The sequence below is a fragment of the Simplicispira hankyongi genome (assembly GCF_003570885.1).
Taxonomy (GTDB): domain Bacteria; phylum Pseudomonadota; class Gammaproteobacteria; order Burkholderiales; family Burkholderiaceae_C; genus Simplicispira; species Simplicispira hankyongi.
On the sequence record NZ_QXJC01000003.1, the window covers coordinates 415,973 to 433,762 of the forward strand.

Below are 17,790 nucleotides of genomic sequence, written 5' to 3' on the forward strand. Positions count from 1 at the left end.
GCGTTCACTGGTTTTTGGGCGCGCTCGTTTCAACGGTTTTGCCTTTTTAGACAGCAATGACCCAACCGCGATACCTAGCCGAGCGACTGACGCCCGACTTCGGTTTCTATTTGCGCGAAGGTGAATTGCTCGCCCGCGTGCAGTCGCAGTGGCAGCACATCGAGGTCTTCGACAACGCGCTGTTTGGCCGCGTGATGCGCATCGACGGCTGCTTCATGACCTCGGAGCGCGACGAATTCTTCTACCACGAGCCCATGGTGCACCTGCCTGCCATCGCCCACGGCGGGCCGCGCAGCGCACTGGTCGTGGGCGGCGGTGACGGCGGCGCTGTGGAAGAGCTGCTCAAGCACCCGGGCATGCAGCGTGTCGTCCTGGCCGAACTCGACGCCGAGGTGATCGCCATGGCGCGGGCCTGGCTGGGCGGCATCCACCACGGCGCGCTGGACAATCCACGGGTCGATATTCGTCTGGGCGATGCACGCGTGTTGATCGAGGCAGGCGGCGAGCGGTTCGACCAGATCGTGCTCGATCTGACGGACCCTTTTGGCCCGGCGCTGGACCTTTATACCGTGGAGTTCTACCAGGCCTGCCGCAAGCGGCTTGCACCCGGCGGCGTGCTGTCGCTGCACCTTGGCTCACCCATCCACCTGCCTGGCTCGATGGCGCGCATCGCCGCATCGCTGCGTGCGGCATTCCCCATCGTGCGGCCCTATCTGCAGTACGTGCCGCTCTACGGCACGCTGTGGTGCATGGCCATGGCATCCGAGAGCACCGACCCCGCGCTGCTGGATGCGGCAGCGGTCGATGCACGCATCGCCGAGCGTGGGCTGGCGGATTTGCAGCTCTACAACGGTGCCGTGCACCAGGCCCTGCTGGCCCAGCCCAACTTCGTGCGCCATTTGCTGGCGCGCCCAGCGCAGCCCATCCACCGCGGCGGCAGCCTGCCCGAAGCCATGGACCCAGAGGATCTGCCAAGGGTTGCCGTGCTTCCTGCCTAAGAGTCTGTTCAATGCCCAGGAACACAAGCAAAATATGGCTCCAGCGCTTATCCAATAAGCACCTGAAGCTACAATAACAAGAGCATTTGACTACAGCATGTGTTGCAGAAATGCCCGCGTGCGTGCGTGCTGCGGGTGGGCAAAAAAGTCAGCTGCGCGCTGCGCCTCGATCAGCTCGCCCTGGTCCATGAAGACCACGCGGTGGGCCACCTCGCGCGCAAACCCCATTTCGTGCGTGACCACCAGCATGGTCATGCGTTCTTCAGCGAGCTGGCGCATGGTGCGCAGCACCTCGCCGGTGAGTTCGGGGTCGAGCGCCGAGGTCGGCTCGTCAAACAGCATGATGTCGGGTTCCATCGCCAGCGCGCGGGCAATGGCCACGCGCTGCTTTTGCCCGCCCGAGAGCCGCGCAGGGTAGCTGCCTGCCTTGTCCTTGAGCCCGACCTTCGCCAAGAGCGCCTCAGCCCGCGTACGCGCCACATCGCTCGCCAGACCCAGCACATCGACTGGTGCCAGCGTGATGTTCTCCAGCACCGTGAGGTGCGGGAACAGGTTGAAGTGCTGGAACACCATGCCAGTTTTGCGGCCGATGCCGCGCAGATCGCGCTCGCTCGCATAACTGCAGCGGCCAGCGGCGTCGGTGCTGACCAGGGTTTCGCCTTCGATGGCGATACTGCCGCTGTCGATCGTCTCCAGGTGGTTCAGGCAGCGCAGCAGCGTGCTCTTGCCCGAGCCCGAGGGGCCAATGATGGCCACCACCTCGCCGCGCGCGATCTCCAGCGACACGCCACGCAGCACCGGCACGCTGCCAAAGCGCTTGTGCAGGCCGCGTGCCTCGATCATGAACTCAGGCGTCTTGCCGTGCATAGCGATTCTCCAGGCGCGCAAAGCCCCAGGTGAGCAGCAGCGTCATGGCCAGATAGAACGCGGCAGCCACAATGAAGGGCGTGGTGGTGAAGTCGCGCTGCACGATGCCGCGCGCGGCGCGCAGCAGGTCGTTGAGTGCCAGCACGTAGATGAGCGAGGTGTCCTTGACCAGCGTGATGGTCTCGTTGCTCATGGGCGGCAGGATGCGCCGCACCATTTGCGGCAGCACGATGCGGCGCATGGTCTGGCGGTAGTTCAGGCCCAGCACGCGCGCCGCTTCGTACTGGCCGCGGTCCACCGCCTCGATGCCGGCGCGAAAGATCTCGGCGAAGTAGGCGGCGTAGTTCAGCGCAAAGGCCAGCACCGCCGCCGGAAAATCGGGCAGGCGCACGCCCACCACCGGCACGAAGGGCAGCGCAAAGTAGATGAACAGCATCTGCAGCATCAGCGGCGTGCCGCGCATCAGCCACAAATAGCCACTGACCGCCGTGCGCAGCAGCGCCCAGCGCGAGAGCCGTGCCAGCGCCAGCACCAGGCCCAGCGGCAAAGCCAGCGCCAGTGTGATGAAAAAGAGCTTGAGCGTGACCTGCGCGCCCTGCCACAGCGGCGCCAGCATCGAGAGCAGGTAATCCATGCAGTCCTTTGCAACACGCACCGAGGCGCGCGTGGGGCAAGCGGGGGTTTATTTGGTGATGTCCTTGCCAAACCACTGGGTGGCGATTCGGGCCGCCGTGCCGTCCTGCTTCATGCCGGCAAGAGACTGGTTGAGCTTGGCGAGCAGGTCGGTGTCGCCCTGGCGCACGCCGACACCGTATTCCTCGGTACCGAAGTTCTCATCGAGCACCGCGTAGTCCTGCGGTTTCTTGGCGACGTAGTAGCGGCCCACCACCTCGTCCACCACTACGGCGTCAAGCCGACCGGTGCTCAAATCCATCAGCGCCGTGACGTTGTCGCCAAAGGTCTTGAATTCCTTGAACGACTTGAAGACCGCGTCGTCCTTCTTCACGGCATCGACCGCGCTGCTGCCGTCCTGCGCGCCCACCACCTTGCCAGCCAGATCGGCCTTGGTCTTGATGGGCGAGGCCGCGGCCACCACCACGATCTGGTGGTTCTCCATGTAGGGCGCCGTGAAGGCAATGTTCTTCTTGCGCTCTTCGGTAATGGTCAGGCCGTTCCAGAGCACATCGACACGCTTGGCCGAAAGCTCGGCCTCCTTGGCGCTCCAGTCGATAGGCTTGAACTCCACTTCCACGCCCATGCGCTTGGCCGCCTCGCGTGCCATGTCGATGTCAAACCCCACCAGTTCGTTCTTCTCGTCGCGAAACCCCATGGGTGGGAAGTTGTCGTCCAAACCGACGACGATTTTGCTCACCACTGCCGGCGTTGGCGCAGCGGCCGTGGCGCTTGGCGCAGCCTCTTGCTTGCCGCAGGCGACAAGCAAGGCACTGAGAGAGAGGGCGATCAGGGCGGAACGTTTGTTCATGTCAGGGGAATCTGCTTGGAAAAACCCAAGATTGTCCCAGACAGGACGGCCCGCAACTCCAAAAGTGGTTGGCTGCCTATGGGAATTTGGTGGCATTTACTATGTAAACCATAGCTACTAGCGCTTACTCCATAAGCGCTAGAGGCCATTTTCACCATATTTCTCATGCCACCGGGGCAGGTCGCTCGATCCCAACTGGTCCACCGAGCGAGCGGCCTGCCGGCCTTCGCGCCGCACGCGTCCACACCTTCCCGCCTTGGGCGGTTCGGGAAGGCCGGGCGCTACCGATCAGCGGGGCAGCTCGCTCGATCCCATCAGGAACTGGTCCACGGAGCGAGCGGCCTGCCGGCCCTCCCGAATCGCCCACACCACCAGGCTTTGCCCGCGGCGAATGTCGCCCGCCGCAAATACACCCGGCACGTTGGTGGCGTAGCCGCCCTCCTCGGTGCTGGCGCGGATGTTGCCGCGGCCGTCTTTCTCGATGCCAAAGGCGTCGAGCACCGCAGCGACCGGGTTGACGAAGCCCATGGCGAGCAAAACCAGGTCGGCGGGATAGTGTTTTTCCGTGCCTTCCACCTCGGTCAGCTTGCCGTCCTTGAATTCCACCTGCACGGTGGTCAGGCCCTTGACCTTGCCCTTCTCGCCAGTGAACGCCTTGGTGGAGATGGCGAACTCGCGCGTGCAGCCTTCAGCGTGGCTGGAACTGGTGCGCAGCTTGATCGGCCAGTAAGGCCAGGTCAGCGGCCGGTTCTCGACCTCGGGCGGCATGGGCATGACTTCGAACTGCGTGACGCTGGCCGCGCCGTGGCGGTTGCTGGTGCCCACGCAGTCGCTGCCGGTGTCGCCGCCACCGATGACGATGACGTGCTTGCCATCGGCGCGGATCTGGCCCTTGAGCTTGTCGCCAGCGTTGACTTTGTTCTGCTGCGGCAGGAATTCCATCGCGAAGTGGATGCCGGCGAGGTCGCGCCCTGGCACTGGCAGGTCGCGCGACTGCTCGGCGCCACCGGTCAGCAGCACGGCGTCAAAGTCCTGGCGCAGTTGCTCGGGCGTGATGGTTTCCTTGGCCCAGTTGTTCACCTTGGAGTCCTTGCCAAGGCCCTCCTGCGCACTGCCGACAAAAACGCCGGTGCGAAACACCACGCCCTCGGCCTCCATCTGCGCCACGCGCTTGTCGATGTGCACTTTGTCAAGCTTGAAATCCGGAATACCGTAGCGCAGCAGGCCGCCGATGCGGTCGTTCTTTTCGAACAGCGTCACATCATGGCCCACACGCGCAAGCTGCTGCGCTGCCGCCATGCCCGCTGGCCCAGCACCCACCACGGCAATGCGCTTGCCGGTCTTGTGCTCTGGCACCTTGGGTACGACCCAGCCATGCTCCCAGGCGCGGTCGATGATGGCGTGCTCGATGCTCTTGATGCCTACCGCATTGTCGTTAATGTTGAGCACGCAGGCCGCCTCGCACGGGGCGGGGCAAATGCGGCCGGTGAACTCGGGGAAGTTGTTGGTCGAGTCGAGCACCGTGAACGCGCTCTTCCAGTCGCTCTGGTAGACCAGATCGTTGAAATCCGGAATGACGTTGTTGACCGGGCAGCCGCTGACGCAAAACGGCGTGCCGCAGTCCATGCAGCGCGCACCTTGCACCTTGGCCTGCGCATCGGTGATACCGATGACAAATTCCTTGTAGTTCTTGACGCGCTCGGCCGGGGGCGGGTAGCCCTCTTCGATGCGGTCGTACTCCATGAAACCAGTGATCTTTCCCATGTTCTTGTCCTCGTGAGGGTTCAATGGCTTACTTGGCAACCACGGCGGTCGGCTCGTGCTCTACCACGGACGGTGTGGCAGGGTCTTCCAGCACCTGGCGTTCGTACATTTCCGAGAGCGCGCGCTTGTATTCGGTGGGGAACACCTTGACGAATTTGCTGCGCGACGCCGCCCAGTTGTCCAGCAGCTCGCGCGCGCGCTTGCTGCCGGTGTAGCGGTTGTGCTCTTCGAGCAGGCGCTTGAGCTGCTCTTCATCGCTCTGACCCTGGTGCCAGGTGGAGCGCGCATGGCTGGCTTGCTGCTCGTCGTGCGGCAGGATGCGCTCCAGCGTCACCATGGCCATGTTGCAACGCGTGTCGAATTGGCCGTCCTCGTCGTACACATAGGCCACGCCACCGCTCATGCCAGCGGCAAAATTGCGACCAGTCTTGCCCAGCACCACCACGGTGCCACCTGTCATGTACTCGCAGCCATGGTCGCCCGTGCCTTCCACCACGGCCGTGGCGCCCGAGAGGCGCACCGCAAAGCGCTCGCCCGCGACACCGGCGAAGTAAGCCGAGCCGCTGGTGGCGCCATACATCACGGTATTGCCGACGATGGTGTTGCGCGCCGCCTCGCCGCGGAAATCAAGGCTGGGGCGCACCACGATACGACCGCCCGAGAGGCCCTTGCCGGTGTAGTCGTTGGCGTCGCCAATCAGGTACAGCGTGATGCCACGGCACAGGAATGCGCCAAACGACTGGCCGCCCGTGCCTTCCAGCTGGATGTGAATGCTGTCGTCTGGCAAGCCTTCGGGGTGCACGCGGGTGACCGCGCCCGAGAGCATGGCGCCCACCGAGCGGTTGACGTTGCGGGCCACCTCGATGAAACGCACCCGTTCGCCCTTTTCAATGGCGGGGCGGCTGCGCTCGATGAGCTTGCGGTCGAGCGTGTGCTCGATGTTGTGGTCTTGCGCTTCGACATGGAAACGCGGCACGTCGGCCGGCACATCCGGTTGCGCGAACAGGCGCGAAAAATCAAGCCCGCTGGCCTTCCAGTGCTCCAGGCCTTTGCGCATGTCGAGCAGGTCGCTGCGACCCACCAGATCGTCAAATTTGCGGATACCCAACTGGGCCATGATTTGCCGCAGCTCTTCGGCGACGAAGAAGAAATAGTTGACGACGTGCTCGGGCTTGCCCGAGAACTTCTTGCGCAGTACCGGGTCCTGCGTGGCCACGCCCACCGGGCAGGTGTTGAGATGGCACTTGCGCATCATCACGCAGCCCTCGACGACCAGCGGGGCGGTGGCAAAGCCAAACTCATCGGCGCCCAGCAACGCCCCAATGGCGACGTCGCGGCCGGTCTTCATCTGGCCATCGGCCTGCACGCGAATGCGACCGCGCAGGCGGTTGAGTACCAGCGTCTGCTGGGTTTCTGCAAGACCAATCTCCCAAGGGCCGCCGGCATGCTTGATGGACGACCAGGGCGATGCGCCCGTGCCGCCGTCGTGCCCGGCAATCACCACGTGGTCGCTCTTGCACTTGGCGACGCCCGCGGCCACCGTGCCCACACCCACTTCGGAGACCAGCTTGACGCTGATGCTGGCATGCGGCGCGACGTTCTTGAGGTCGTGAATGAGCTGCGCCAAGTCTTCGATAGAGTAGATGTCGTGGTGCGGTGGGGGCGAGATCAGCCCCACGCCCGGTACGCTGTGGCGCAGCTTGCCGATGTAATTGCTGACCTTACCGCCGGGCAGTTGGCCGCCCTCCCCCGGCTTGGCACCCTGCGCCATCTTGATCTGAATCTGGTCGGCGCTGGAGAGGTATTCCGCCGTGACGCCAAAGCGCCCTGAGGCCACTTGCTTGATACGGCTCCTGAGCGAATCGCCGTCCCTCAGGGGCAAATCGACTTCGACGTTCTCGTCACCGATCACGCTTTTCAGGCTGTCGCCCTGCTTGATCGGAATGCCCTTGAGTTCCTGCCGGTAGCGCGCGGAGTCTTCACCGCCCTCGCCGGTGTTGCTCTTGCCGCCCAGGCGGTTCATGGCCACCGCCAGCGTGGCATGTGCTTCGGTGGAAATGGAGCCAAGCGACATGGCGCCGCTGGCAAAGCGCTTCACGATCTCCTTGGCGGGCTCGACCTCGTCCACCGGGATCGCCTTGGCCGGATCGAACTTGAACTCGAACAGGCCGCGCAGCGTCATATGGCGCTTGCTCTGGTCGTTGATGATCTGGGCGTATTCCTTGTAGGTGTTCCAGTTGTTGGAGCGCGTGCTGTGCTGGAGCTTGGCGACGGCGTCCGGCGTCCACATATGCTCTTCGCCGCGGGTGCGCCAGGCGTATTCGCCGCCAGCGTCAAGCATGTTCTCCAGCACCGGGTTGTCGCCGAACGCAGCTTCGTGCATGCGGATGGCTTCCTCGGCGATCTCGAACACGCTGATGCCTTCAACGCGGCTGGCGGTGCCGGTGAAATATTTGGCCACCGTGGCGCTCGAAATGCCAATGGCTTCGAACAGTTGGGCGCCGCAATAGCTCATGTAAGTCGAGACACCCATCTTCGACATGATCTTCGACAGGCCCTTGCCAATGGCCTTGACGTAGTTGTAGATGGCCTTGTCGGCGGACAAATCACCGCTCAAGTCCTTGTGCATGTCGGCCAGGGTTTCCATGGCCAGCCAGGGGTGCACGGCCTCGGCGCCGTAACCCGCGAGCACGGCAAAGTGGTGCACTTCGCGCGCTGTCCCGGTCTCGACCACCAGGCCAGTCGTGGTGCGCAGGCCCTCATGCACCAGGTGCTGGTGGATGGCCGAGAGCGCCAGCAGCGAGGGGATCGCCACCTGTTCGGCGTTCATCGCCCGATCGCTGATGATGAGGATGTTGGCGCCGCTCTTGATTGCATCCACCGCCTGCGCGCACAGCGAGGCCAGCTTGGCCTCGACACCCGCGCGGCCCCAGGCCAGCGGGTAGGTGACATCGATCACGCTGCTGCGAAACTTGCCCTGCGTGTGCCGTGCAATGTCGCGCAACTTGGCCATATCGGCCCCATTGAGTATGGGCTGGCTCACTTCGAGCCGCATCGGCGGGTTGACCTGGTTGATGTCCAGCAGGTTCGGCTTGGGGCCGATGAAGCTGTTGAGTGACATCACGATGGCCTCGCGGATCGGGTCGATCGGCGGGTTGGTCACCTGGGCGAACAACTGCTTGAAGTAGTTGTACAGCGGCTTGTTGCGGCCCGAGAGCACGGCCAAAGGACTGTCGTTGCCCATGGAGCCGATGGCTTCCTCCCCATTTCGCGACATGGGCGCCAGCAGGAACTTGATGTCTTCCTTGGTGTAGCCAAAGGCCTGCTGGCGATCGAGCAGCGATACCTGCTGCGCGCCATCTGTACCCTCGCTCATCGCGAGTGGCGGAACCGACGCATCGCCGTTCCCAATGCTGTCGAGTTTGATGCGCAGGTTCTCGATCCACTGCTGATACGGCTTGGTGTTGACGATGTTGGCCTTGAGCTCGTCGTCGTCGATCATGCGACCCTGCTCCAGGTCGATCAGCAGCATCTTGCCGGGCTGCAAACGCCATTTGCGCACGATGCGGTTTTCCGGCACCGGCAGCACGCCGGACTCGGACGCCAGGATCACCAGATCGTCGTCGGTCACGCAGTAGCGCGAGGGCCGCAGGCCGTTGCGGTCCAGCGTGGCACCAATCTGGCGGCCATCGGTAAATACGATGGAAGCGGGACCGTCCCAGGGCTCGAGCATCGCAGCGTGGTATTCATAGAACGCGCGCCGGCGCGGGTCCATGGTGGTGTGCTGCTCCCAGGGTTCGGGGATCATCATCATCACAGCCTGGCTGATCGGGTAGCCCGCCATGGTCAGCAGTTCCAGGCAATTGTCGAACGTTGCGGTGTCGGACTGGTCGGCGAAGCTGATGGGGTAGAGCTTTTGCAGGTCGGCCGCCAGCACGGGCGAGGCCATCACGCCCTCGCGCGCCTTCATCCAGTTGTAGTTGCCCTTGACGGTGTTGATTTCGCCGTTGTGGGCGACGTAGCGGTACGGGTGGGCCAACGGCCACTCGGGGAAAGTGTTGGTCGAAAAGCGCTGGTGCACGAGACCAATGGCCGAGACGCAGCGTGCATCCTGCAAATCGAGGTAGTAAGTGCCCACCTGGGCAGCCAGCAGCAGCCCCTTGTAGATGACCGTGCGGCTGCTCATGCTCGGCACGTAATACTCTTTGCTGTGCTTGAGGCCCAGCGCCTGAATGGCGGCGCTGGCGGTCTTGCGGATGACGTAGAGCTTGCGCTCCAGGGCATCCTGCACGATGACGTCATTGCCACGGCCAATGAACACCTGCCGAAGAATGGGCTCCTTGGCGCGCACCGTGGGCGACATGGGCATATCGCGGTTCACCGGCACATCGCGCCAGCCCAGCAACACCTGGCCCTCGGCCTTGATGGCGCGCTCCATCTCCTGCTCGCAGGCCAGGCGCGAAGCATGCTCCTTGGGCAAGAAGATCATGCCCACGCCGTATTCACCTGCCGGAGGCAGGGTGACGCCGACAGAACCGTCTGGGGCAGCCCCAGCCCGCGCCATTTCCTCACGGTACAGCGCATCAGGGATCTGGATCAGGATGCCCGCGCCATCGCCCATGAGCTTGTCGGCACCGACGGCGCCACGGTGGTCGATGTTCTCCAGAATCTTGAGCGACTGGGTGACGATATCGTGGCGCTTGGCCCCTTTGATATGGGCCACAAAGCCCAGGCCGCAGGCGTCGTGCTCGTTCGAAGACGAGTACAGACCATGTTGTTTCAGATGCTCGATTTCGGCGGCCGTGGTCATGGCGCATTCCTCATTGTTTTCGCAGGGACGCCAAGATTAGTGCATTGCAGCAACTTTGTGCAAGTTAAATAATTGGGGTCAGATTCCAATTATTTTTAAAAACCAGGTTTTTGAATTAATTTAGGGACATATCAAAATTGATAGCATTTATCTCATTTGCTTCCTAAGGGAAATGGGGTTTTATTTACTTATTTTTCCGCTCAAGCCGTGGCCGACCGGCAGCCGACTTGATCGCCCGGCGATCGGTATGCGCGTGCAAACCAGCAACAAATTCAGGCCCGCCAAGCGCCCATCCGCGAAGCGTGGCCTCCGTCAGCGCTTCGCGTTGCTTGCGGTCGATCCCCACTTGCAAGAGCTCCCGGTACGCGGCCTCTCGCGCGAAAGGTGTATTGCCCATGGCCCACTGCAAGGCATGCGGCGTCACCAAGCGGTCGGTGTGCAGACCAAGATGGCTCGCACAACTCGACCAGGCCCATTCCGCCGGGCTGCGCACCAACCCCGCCCGCTCCGGATTCAGGTCGATATAGACCATGCACGCCAGCAGATAGCGTTCGGTCTCGATCAGGGTTGAGCGGTACCGCCCTTCCCACAAGGTGCCGGTGCGTGTGTGGCGTTGGTTGAACCACCGCACGTAACTGCGCCCCACCGCCTGCATCATCTGCGGCAGACCGTCGGCAGTCACAGGTGTTGCCAACAGGTGCAAATGGTTAGGCATGAGCACGTAACCGTGCACGGCGACCTGGAACTTCTCCGCATATTCGGCCAGGGTGTCCAGCATGCGCTCGTAATCACGCTGGTCGTGAAAGATGGCCTGCCGGTTGTTGCCCCGCTGGATCACGTGGTGGGCATAGTGCGGAACCGTGAGACGTGGCAACCGGGCCATGGCGATCCTCCAAAGGCAGAAAAGGGGTCTGACCCCAATTATGCTGTGAGCCCGAAACGGGGGCCCAGACTGGATTCCAGTCCGAATTGCTGGAGGATGGCGCGCAGGCGCTCCGTGGCGCTGTGCTTTTTCTGGCCGGTGTAGCGCGCGATGATGAGTTCGTTCTTCATGCTGTGCTCCCAACCCACGAGCTCGGTGACAGTCACCTGGTAGCCACTGGCTTCCAGATGTAGGCAACGCAGCACGTTGGTGATCTGGCTGCCCAGCTCGCGGGTGTGCAAGGGGTGGCGCCACAACTCGGCCAATGGGGTGCGGGAGAGTTGCAACGCCTTGCCGGCACGCAGGCAGGCAGCGACCTCCGCCTGACAGCAGGGCACCAGCACCATGGCACGGGCATGCTTTTGCAGCCCAAAGGCAATGGCGTCATCCGTCGCGGTGTCACAGGCGTGCAATGCGGTCACAAGGTCGATACGCTCAGGCAGCTCTGCAGCGTCTTGCGATTGCGCAACCGACAGGTTCAGGAAGGACATGCGCTCGAACCCAAGCCGTTTGGCCAGCGCACGCGATTTTTCCACCAGCTCGGCGCGCGTTTCGATACCGTAGATGTGTCCACGCCCCATCGCCTTGAAATACAGGTCGTAGAGGATGAAGCCGAGATAGGACTTGCCCGCGCCATGGTCGGCCAGCAACGGTGCGTGACCATCGGCCGCCATCTCTTCCAGCAAAGGCTCGATGAACTGAAACAGATGGCTGACCTGCTTGAGTTTGCGGCGCGAATCCTGATTGAGCCGGCCATCGCGGGTCAGGATGTGCAGTTCCTTCAGCAACTCCACTGACTGCCCAGGCCTCAGCTCGGGCAGATCGACCACGGCGCCTTTGTCCTGGCCAGCTGCGCGCTCGCGCGGCTTCATGCGTCTTCACCGGTTGCCAGCGCCACTTCGCCAGGCACGCCGTTTTGGGGCAGCGCCCGCGCACCCACATCCAGGGCCGTCCAGCCAGCTGCGCCCAGCGCCTCAAGCCGTTCTACGTTGCGGCCAAAAATCGCCCCGGCATCTGGAAAAACCTCGACGGCGCGGTTCAGGCTTTCTTCACGCAAAAGATGCAAGGTGGGCCAAGGGGCGCGGTTGGTGCAATTCGAGACGTCGTCATCGCCCGTTCCGGCAAACCGGAACTGCTGGTGAAAACTGGCGATCTGCAGAACGCCCGCAAGCTCCAGCGATTCGAGCAGTGCATCGCTCTCGTCAAGAAAATCGTTGAAATCGAGAAAATCACCGAGGCATGCTCGGAGCATGATCAAGGTGGTATCGCGTTCTGCAGCGGGCAGTGCAGCAAGCGCAAGCAACTCCGTTTCCAAGCACCTCAGCACCTCGGCGATGCCCGTAGCGCTGCACACCACGTAGTGAATCTGCCCCTTGCCATACACGCTCTTGGCAAATGGGCACAGATTGAGACCGATGACGGCGCGCTCCAGCCAGCGCACCGTGTCCTGCACCACTTGCGCCTCTGCCGCCATGCCTGAAAACGCGGCGCCGACAGGCGGGGAAAGAGTGCTATTCATGGCAGGAGCCCGGTGGGAAGACAGCCGCCGATTTTATCGGCCCAGCGATTGCGGCAGCCGGGCCGGGGCAAACGTTTACGGCTTCTTGCGTTCCAAGTGCTCAAGCTTGGCCACATCGAGCTGGTCCGCCATGCTGCGCAGTGCGGCAATGTCCATATGGTCGGCAGAGACACTCACCAACACGCCGTTCTTGAGCGCGATCTTGCGCTCTGCCGCACTGCCGTCCTTGGCATAGCTCTCGTGCAGGGTGCGTCCACCTTCCTGCCATGTCTTCTCGGCGTGCGTCTGGTCTTCCTTTTCGCCTTGCACCATGCCAATGGCCGCAGCCGCCATTGCACCAAGCCCACCCAGGTCCATGATTTCCACGCGCACCGCGCGCTCACCGCTACCGTACTTGGCGCTCGCCTGGCTGGTGGGCAGGCCGAGGGCCGCGCCGTCCTGCACTTCGAACGCAGTGCGTGCCAAGCCGCCAAGCTGCTCGGGCAGCGCCGCCTTGAGCGTTTGGGCTTCCAGTGCCTGGCCACCGCCCAGCATGCCGGCCGCCGCAGCCGTAGCCTCGCGCGTGGCAGCGGCCATGGCCGTCGGGTCGTTCTGGCTGCGCGCCCGCTCCATGCTGCGCGCCGCCTGCTCCATTTTTTTCTGCGCTGCCGCAATGCCGGCACTGTCAATGGTGACTTCGCCACCCGGTGTGCGCACCGAGACCGTCGCGGCGTCTCCGCCCGCCCAGTGGCTGGCACTGCGCGGCATGAACAGCGCATTGGCGGCGCCTACGACCAAGCCCAGCACAATGGCAGCGACGATGACTACCGCCGTATAGGCGGCCGACTTCTCCTGGGCACTTTTCATCAGGATCGGCAGGCCGGTGTAGAGCAGGTAAATGGAGTACAGCCCTGCCAGCAGGCCCAGCATTGACAGCATGGGAAGCAGCGCAAACACCCCTCCCAACATGGCGGCAGTGCTGGCATACACCGCCACTTTCAGCGCCTGAATGCGGCTGCTCGCGCCGCCAAAGCGTGGCGCGAGCAGGTCGATGATCAGCGCCAGCACGTACACACCCACCAGGCTCAGCACGTACGACACCACCATGTTGACCAGGCCCCAGAGGAAAGGGACGCGCATCGACACGCCAAACATTCCCATGCCGATGAGGGACATGCCGATAAACCCGCAGACCGCTGGAATGGCGGCCAGCAGCATGAGGTAGCCGGTGTAGAGGCTTGCGGTATCGGCTGGTTCGGTGTCAATCACCTGCCATGTCGGCCGGGGGGCAAGCAGGATGGATTTGGCGCGCTCGACGATGTTCATGGTGTCCTCCCAGTCATAGCGGCCCGCCAACGGCAGACCCGCGACAGGGCGAACCATAAACGCGGACATCCTGCGGGGCAAGTCCCGGCTGCCTTTGTGCGGCCAAAGCGTGGAATATGTCCGCTTCGGGCTCTGCCACCTACGCTCTGATCGGCCTTCTGGCTCTCGGCGATTCACCCGGCGCTCAAGGAGGTCCTGCCCCACTTCTCGCACGCCGCAAGGAGTGGTTCGAGGTGTTCTCAGTCGCGCTCGAACGCCACCTGACCGCCCACCAGTGTCCACCGCACCGTGCCTGGGAGTTCGTAACCACCAAAGGGCGTGTACTTTCCCTGGCTGCGCAGGGTCGCTGGCGCAACGGTCCAGCGCGCGGTCTCATCGACGATGCACAGGTCTCCCACGCCGCCCTCCACCAGTTGGCCCACGCTTGCGGCCAGGGTGCCCAAGGCGCTGCCGAGCACACGCGCCGGCTCGCTGGTGACCACGGCCAACGCACGGGCGAGGGGCACCTTCCCGTCTTGCGACCACTTGAGGGCAAGACTCAGCAGGAGCTCCAGGCCCGTTGCGCCCGACTCGGCCTCCGCAAAAGGCAGCGTCTTGGCATCTTCATCGACAGGGTTGTGGTCCGACACCAGCGCATCCACCGTGCCATCGCGCAATGCCTCGGCCAGGGCGTCGCGGTCGCGCTGCTGGCGCAGCGGGGGCGAGAGCCGGGCGCGGCTGTCAAAGAAGCCAATATCGTTCTCGGTCAGGTGCAGGCTGTTGATGCTGATGTCGCAACTGACGGCCAGGCCTTCCGCCTTGGCCCGGCGCACCAAGGCGATGCCTGCCGCACTGCTGATGCGGCACAGATGCACACGCGCCTCGGTGCCGCGCATCAATTCGAAAATGGAGTGCAGCGCAATGGTTTCGGCGGCCACCGGGATGCCGGCAAGCCCCAGTCGGGTGGCCAGAGCGCCACTGGCAGCCACGCCTTTTCCGAGGCTCGCATCCTGCGGCCGCAGCCACACGGCGTAGCCAAAGGTCGCCGCATATTGCAGCGCGCGCTGCAAAACCTGGTTGCTCGCCAAACCGACATCCGCCTGGCCAAAGCCGACACAGCCTGAGTCGGTCAACGCAGCCATCTCGGTCAGCACCTCGCCGGCAAGGCCGCGCGTCAGAGCACCCAAAGGAAAAAGGCGCGACTGGTGCAATTTTTCGGCCCGAAACTTGAGCATTTCGACCAAGCCGGGCTCGTCGAGCACAGGGTCGGTATCGGGCGGACAGACGAGGCTGGTCACGCCCCCAGCCACGGCTGCGGCGATCTCAGATTCGAGCATGCCCTCATGCTCGTAACCAGGCTCACGCAGCCGGGCGGCAAGGTCCACCAAGCCGGGGATGACCAGACACCCGGTGGCGTCGATCACGCGCGCCGGGGCGAAGCCAGACGGAACGCGCCCCACACCGACGATCCGTCCCGCAGCCAACGCTACGTCACCCTTCTGATCAAAGCCACTGGCAGGGTCGATCACGCGGCCGTTCTGGATGAGAATCTTCATGATTTGAAGCAAAATTGGCCTCTAACGCTTATCCCATAAGCGCTAGCAGCTATAAAAATAAGAGTCCGCACCACCTTAGGCCGTGTTTCCGGCCACGATGGACATCACCGCCATGCGCACTGCGATGCCAAAGCTCACCTGCTTCAGGATCACGCTCTGCGGGCCGTCGACCACCGCCGAATGGATTTCCACGCCCCGGTTGATGGGCCCGGGATGCATCACGATGGCATCCGGTTTGGCCAGCCGCAGGCGCTCGGGTGTCAGGCCAAAGCTCTTGAAATACTCTTGACTCGACGGTAGCAAGGCGCCGCTCATGCGCTCGTTTTGCAGGCGCAGGGTGATGACCACGTCGGCGTCCTTCAGGCCCTCTTCCAGCGTATGGCACACGCGCACGCCCATGGGCGCCATGTCGGTCGGCACCAGCGTTCGCGGGCCGACCACACGCACCTCCGGGCATCCCAGCGTGGTGAGGCCGTGGATATCCGAGCGCGCCACGCGTGAATGCAGCACGTCACCGACGATGGCGACGGTGAGGTTGGTGAAATCTTTCTTGTAGTGCCGGATCGTCAGCATATCCAGCAGCCCCTGCGTGGGGTGCGAATGCCGCCCGTCGCCGGCATTCACCACATGCACATGGGGCGCCACGTGCTGCGCGATCAGGTACGGCGCGCCCGATTCACTGTGCCGCACCACGAACAGATCGGCCGCCATGGCCGAGAGGTTGGCGATGGTGTCGAGCAAGGATTCCCCCTTGCTGGCTGACGAGCGCGCGATGTCCAGATTGAACACATCGGCCGACAGGCGCTTGGCGGCGATCTCGAAGGTGGTGCGGGTGCGCGTGCTGTTCTCGAAAAACAGGTTGAAGACGCTCTTGCCGCGCAGCAGCGGCACCTTCTTGACCTCGCGGTCGTTGACCGAGACGAAGCTGGCCGCCGTATCGAGGATGTGCGTGACGATGTCGCGCGGCAGGCCCTCGACCGAGAGCAGGTGCACCAGCTCGCCGTTCTGGTTGAGTTGCGGGTTGCGCGGATTCAGCACGGCGCCACCTCCCGCAGTTCGAAGTCAAACGCACCATCCGGGCTGCGCGCGAGCGCCAGCGCCTGGGTGGCGGGCAGGGCAATGCGCGCCGCGGCATAGTCGGCCTGCACCGGCAGCTCGCGCCCGCCGCGGTCTACCAGCACCGCCAGACGAACCCGCGCCGGCCGGCCATAGTCGTACAGTTCGTTGAGCACGGCGCGCACGGTGCGGCCGGTGTAAAGCACATCGTCGAGCAGCAAGATGTCGGCCCCGTTGACCTCAAAAGGCAAGGTCGTCTGGGCGCTGGCGGCAAGACCGCGCTGGGCAAAATCGTCGCGGTGCATGCTCGACGAGAGCACACCCGCTTCGCCTGCAAGGCCAAGGTCCCGCTGCAGGCGCTCCGCCAGCCAGGCTCCGCCAGAGGCAATCCCGGCAAGCAGCGTGTCCTGGCGGCGCAGGTTGCGCACGCCCGCTAGCAGTTCGCGGTACAGCGCTTCGGCATCAAGCGAGAGCGCACGGGCTCCGGCTGTGCCGGACGGATGGGATGTCATGGAAGATTCCTCAAAAACTGCTCCAGGATGATGCAAGCCGACGCGGCATCAGCGTCCCGGGCGCCCTGGGACAACGCCTCGGTCGTGCTGTAGCGCTCATCCACCTCGAATACCGGCAAACCAAAGCGCCCATGCAACTGGCGGGCAAAGCGCCGGGCACGGTGCGTGTTCTCATGGCTGGCGCCATCGGGATGAAACGGCACCCCAACCACCAGCGCATCGGGCTGCCACTCGCGGATGCGCTCGGCAACCGCGACAAAACGCGCCTCGCCTTCGGCGCGCACCGTGGGCTGCGGGCTGGCGCTGCGCAGCATGCGGGTGCCGACCGCTACGCCGGTGCGCTTGAGCCCGAAATCGAACGCGAGAAAGCTTTGCAGGTGCGGCGCAACAACAGGCGCCGGCGCAAGCGGATCACCGTGGGTCATGCGTGACCGGCTCCGGGAGAGAGCTGCCAGGCTTGCAGCCCCAGCAACCCCAGCGCGCTGTCGTAGCGCGCCTCCACCGGGGTGTCAAAGATGACGGCGGCATTTGCCCCCACTGTCAGCCAGCTGTTTTCGGCCATTTCCGATTCCAGTTGTCCTTCACCCCAAGACGAGTAGCCAAGCGTCACCAGCACCCGGCGAGGGCCTGCCCCGGTCGCCAGGGCTTCGAGCACGTCCTTGGACGTCGTCATCTCCAGGCCCCCAGGAATCACCATGGTGGAGGCGTACGCTGGCTCGTCGTCGGTTTCGAGCTGCACGCGCTCGTGCAGCACAAAACCGCGTTCCGTTTGCACCGGTCCCCCGAGAAAAACGGGCGAGCCGGTCAGATCGCTTCGCCCCAGCGAAAGATCCACCTTCTCAAACAGCCCCTCAAGGCTGATATCCGTGGGCTTGTTGATGATCAGTCCCAGCGCGCCACGCTCGCTGTGCTCGCACACATAGACCACACTGCGTGAAAACGACGCGTCCTCCATGCCGGGCATGGCAATCAGGAAGTGGTTCGTCAAGTTCATGGGCGCAGAATTGGCGGGCATAGAC

15 protein-coding genes are annotated in these 17,790 nt (G+C 63.6%); 1 reads left to right on the forward strand and 14 read right to left on the reverse strand.

The genetic code is table 11. The features are described from left to right. Positions 1-56 precede the first annotated feature (56 nt). A complete protein-coding gene (gene speE, locus D3F03_RS08615; protein WP_119108965.1) occupies positions 57-998 on the forward strand; it encodes a polyamine aminopropyltransferase in 942 nt (313 codons plus the stop codon). Between the two features lie 90 nt (positions 999-1,088). Here the strand turns inward: speE and D3F03_RS08620 are convergent, their stop codons facing one another. From D3F03_RS08620 to D3F03_RS08685, 14 genes are all read right to left on the reverse strand, one after another. Next, the gene (locus D3F03_RS08620) at positions 1,089-1,865 is read right to left on the reverse strand and encodes an amino acid ABC transporter ATP-binding protein (protein ID WP_281271425.1); all 777 of its coding nucleotides are present in this window, start codon (positions 1,863-1,865) and stop codon (positions 1,089-1,091) included. Next, complete coding sequence (locus D3F03_RS08625; RefSeq protein ID WP_119108966.1) at positions 1,846-2,499, reverse strand: amino acid ABC transporter permease; 654 nt, start codon at positions 2,497-2,499, stop codon at positions 1,846-1,848. The genes D3F03_RS08620 and D3F03_RS08625 overlap by 20 nt, the downstream gene beginning before the upstream one ends. Positions 2,500-2,547: 48 nt before the next feature. Further along, complete coding sequence (locus D3F03_RS08630; RefSeq protein ID WP_119108967.1) at positions 2,548-3,348, reverse strand: amino acid ABC transporter substrate-binding protein; 801 nt, start codon at positions 3,346-3,348, stop codon at positions 2,548-2,550. A gap of 288 nt (positions 3,349-3,636) precedes the next feature. After that, entirely contained in the window at positions 3,637-5,112 is a 1,476-nt protein-coding gene (locus D3F03_RS08635) for a glutamate synthase subunit beta (protein ID WP_119108968.1), read from the reverse strand. A 28-nt stretch (positions 5,113-5,140) separates the two neighbouring features. Next, positions 5,141-9,922, reverse strand: coding sequence for a glutamate synthase-related protein (locus D3F03_RS08640; protein ID WP_119108969.1), 4,782 nt, complete (start codon positions 9,920-9,922; stop codon positions 5,141-5,143). Positions 9,923-10,106: 184 nt separating this feature from the next. After that, positions 10,107-10,805, reverse strand: coding sequence for a transposase (locus D3F03_RS08645; protein ID WP_119108970.1), 699 nt, complete (start codon positions 10,803-10,805; stop codon positions 10,107-10,109). Positions 10,806-10,843: 38 nt separating this feature from the next. After that, positions 10,844-11,716, reverse strand: a complete 873-nt coding sequence (locus D3F03_RS08650) for a class I SAM-dependent methyltransferase (protein ID WP_119108971.1) — start codon at positions 11,714-11,716, stop codon at positions 10,844-10,846. Beyond that, the gene (locus D3F03_RS08655; RefSeq protein ID WP_199665448.1) at positions 11,713-12,318 is read right to left on the reverse strand and encodes a DUF1415 domain-containing protein; all 606 of its coding nucleotides are present in this window, start codon (positions 12,316-12,318) and stop codon (positions 11,713-11,715) included. Before D3F03_RS08655 ends, D3F03_RS08650 begins: the two co-directional genes overlap by 4 nt. Before the next feature lie 120 nt (positions 12,319-12,438). Further along, a complete protein-coding gene (locus D3F03_RS08660) occupies positions 12,439-13,725 on the reverse strand; it encodes a Yip1 family protein (RefSeq protein WP_245960555.1) in 1,287 nt (428 codons plus the stop codon). 182 nt (positions 13,726-13,907) lie between these two features. Continuing rightward, positions 13,908-15,203, reverse strand: a complete 1,296-nt coding sequence (locus D3F03_RS08665; RefSeq protein ID WP_119108973.1) for a dihydroorotase — start codon at positions 15,201-15,203, stop codon at positions 13,908-13,910. 75 nt (positions 15,204-15,278) lie between these two features. Beyond that, entirely contained in the window at positions 15,279-16,241 is a 963-nt protein-coding gene (locus D3F03_RS08670) for an aspartate carbamoyltransferase catalytic subunit (protein ID WP_119108974.1), read from the reverse strand. Beyond that, positions 16,235-16,771, reverse strand: a complete 537-nt coding sequence (gene pyrR / locus D3F03_RS08675; RefSeq protein ID WP_119108975.1) for a bifunctional pyr operon transcriptional regulator/uracil phosphoribosyltransferase PyrR — start codon at positions 16,769-16,771, stop codon at positions 16,235-16,237. The genes D3F03_RS08670 and pyrR overlap by 7 nt, the downstream gene beginning before the upstream one ends. Then, positions 16,768-17,196, reverse strand: coding sequence for a Holliday junction resolvase RuvX (gene ruvX / locus D3F03_RS08680; RefSeq protein WP_119108976.1), 429 nt, complete (start codon positions 17,194-17,196; stop codon positions 16,768-16,770). Before ruvX ends, pyrR begins: the two co-directional genes overlap by 4 nt. Continuing rightward, on the reverse strand, positions 17,193-17,786 hold the full coding sequence (locus D3F03_RS08685) for a YqgE/AlgH family protein (RefSeq protein ID WP_119108977.1): 594 nt from the start codon (positions 17,784-17,786) through the stop codon (positions 17,193-17,195). Before D3F03_RS08685 ends, ruvX begins: the two co-directional genes overlap by 4 nt. Positions 17,787-17,790: the final 4 nt, after the last annotated feature.

Bases quoted from the DNA above. Each gene is read 5' to 3' on its own strand.
- speE (WP_119108965.1), top strand. From the start codon at position 57: ATGACCCAACCGCGATACCTAGCCGAGCGACTGACGCCCGACTTCGGT.
- D3F03_RS08620 (WP_281271425.1), bottom strand. From the start codon at position 1,865: ATGCACGGCAAGACGCCTGAGTTCATGATCGAGGCACGCGGCCTGCAC.
- D3F03_RS08625 (WP_119108966.1), bottom strand. From the start codon at position 2,499: ATGGATTACCTGCTCTCGATGCTGGCGCCGCTGTGGCAGGGCGCGCAG.
- D3F03_RS08630 (WP_119108967.1), bottom strand. From the start codon at position 3,348: ATGAACAAACGTTCCGCCCTGATCGCCCTCTCTCTCAGTGCCTTGCTT.
- D3F03_RS08635 (WP_119108968.1), bottom strand. From the start codon at position 5,112: ATGGGAAAGATCACTGGTTTCATGGAGTACGACCGCATCGAAGAGGGC.
- D3F03_RS08640 (WP_119108969.1), bottom strand. From the start codon at position 9,922: ATGACCACGGCCGCCGAAATCGAGCATCTGAAACAACATGGTCTGTAC.
- D3F03_RS08645 (WP_119108970.1), bottom strand. From the start codon at position 10,805: ATGGCCCGGTTGCCACGTCTCACGGTTCCGCACTATGCCCACCACGTG.
- D3F03_RS08650 (WP_119108971.1), bottom strand. From the start codon at position 11,716: ATGAAGCCGCGCGAGCGCGCAGCTGGCCAGGACAAAGGCGCCGTGGTC.
- D3F03_RS08655 (WP_199665448.1), bottom strand. From the start codon at position 12,318: ATGGCGGCAGAGGCGCAAGTGGTGCAGGACACGGTGCGCTGGCTGGAG.
- D3F03_RS08660 (WP_245960555.1), bottom strand. From the start codon at position 13,725: ATGGTTCGCCCTGTCGCGGGTCTGCCGTTGGCGGGCCGCTATGACTGG.
- D3F03_RS08665 (WP_119108973.1), bottom strand. From the start codon at position 15,203: ATGAAGATTCTCATCCAGAACGGCCGCGTGATCGACCCTGCCAGTGGC.
- pyrR (WP_119108975.1), bottom strand. From the start codon at position 16,771: ATGACATCCCATCCGTCCGGCACAGCCGGAGCCCGTGCGCTCTCGCTT.
- ruvX (WP_119108976.1), bottom strand. From the start codon at position 17,196: ATGACCCACGGTGATCCGCTTGCGCCGGCGCCTGTTGTTGCGCCGCAC.
- D3F03_RS08685 (WP_119108977.1), bottom strand. From the start codon at position 17,786: ATGCCCGCCAATTCTGCGCCCATGAACTTGACGAACCACTTCCTGATT.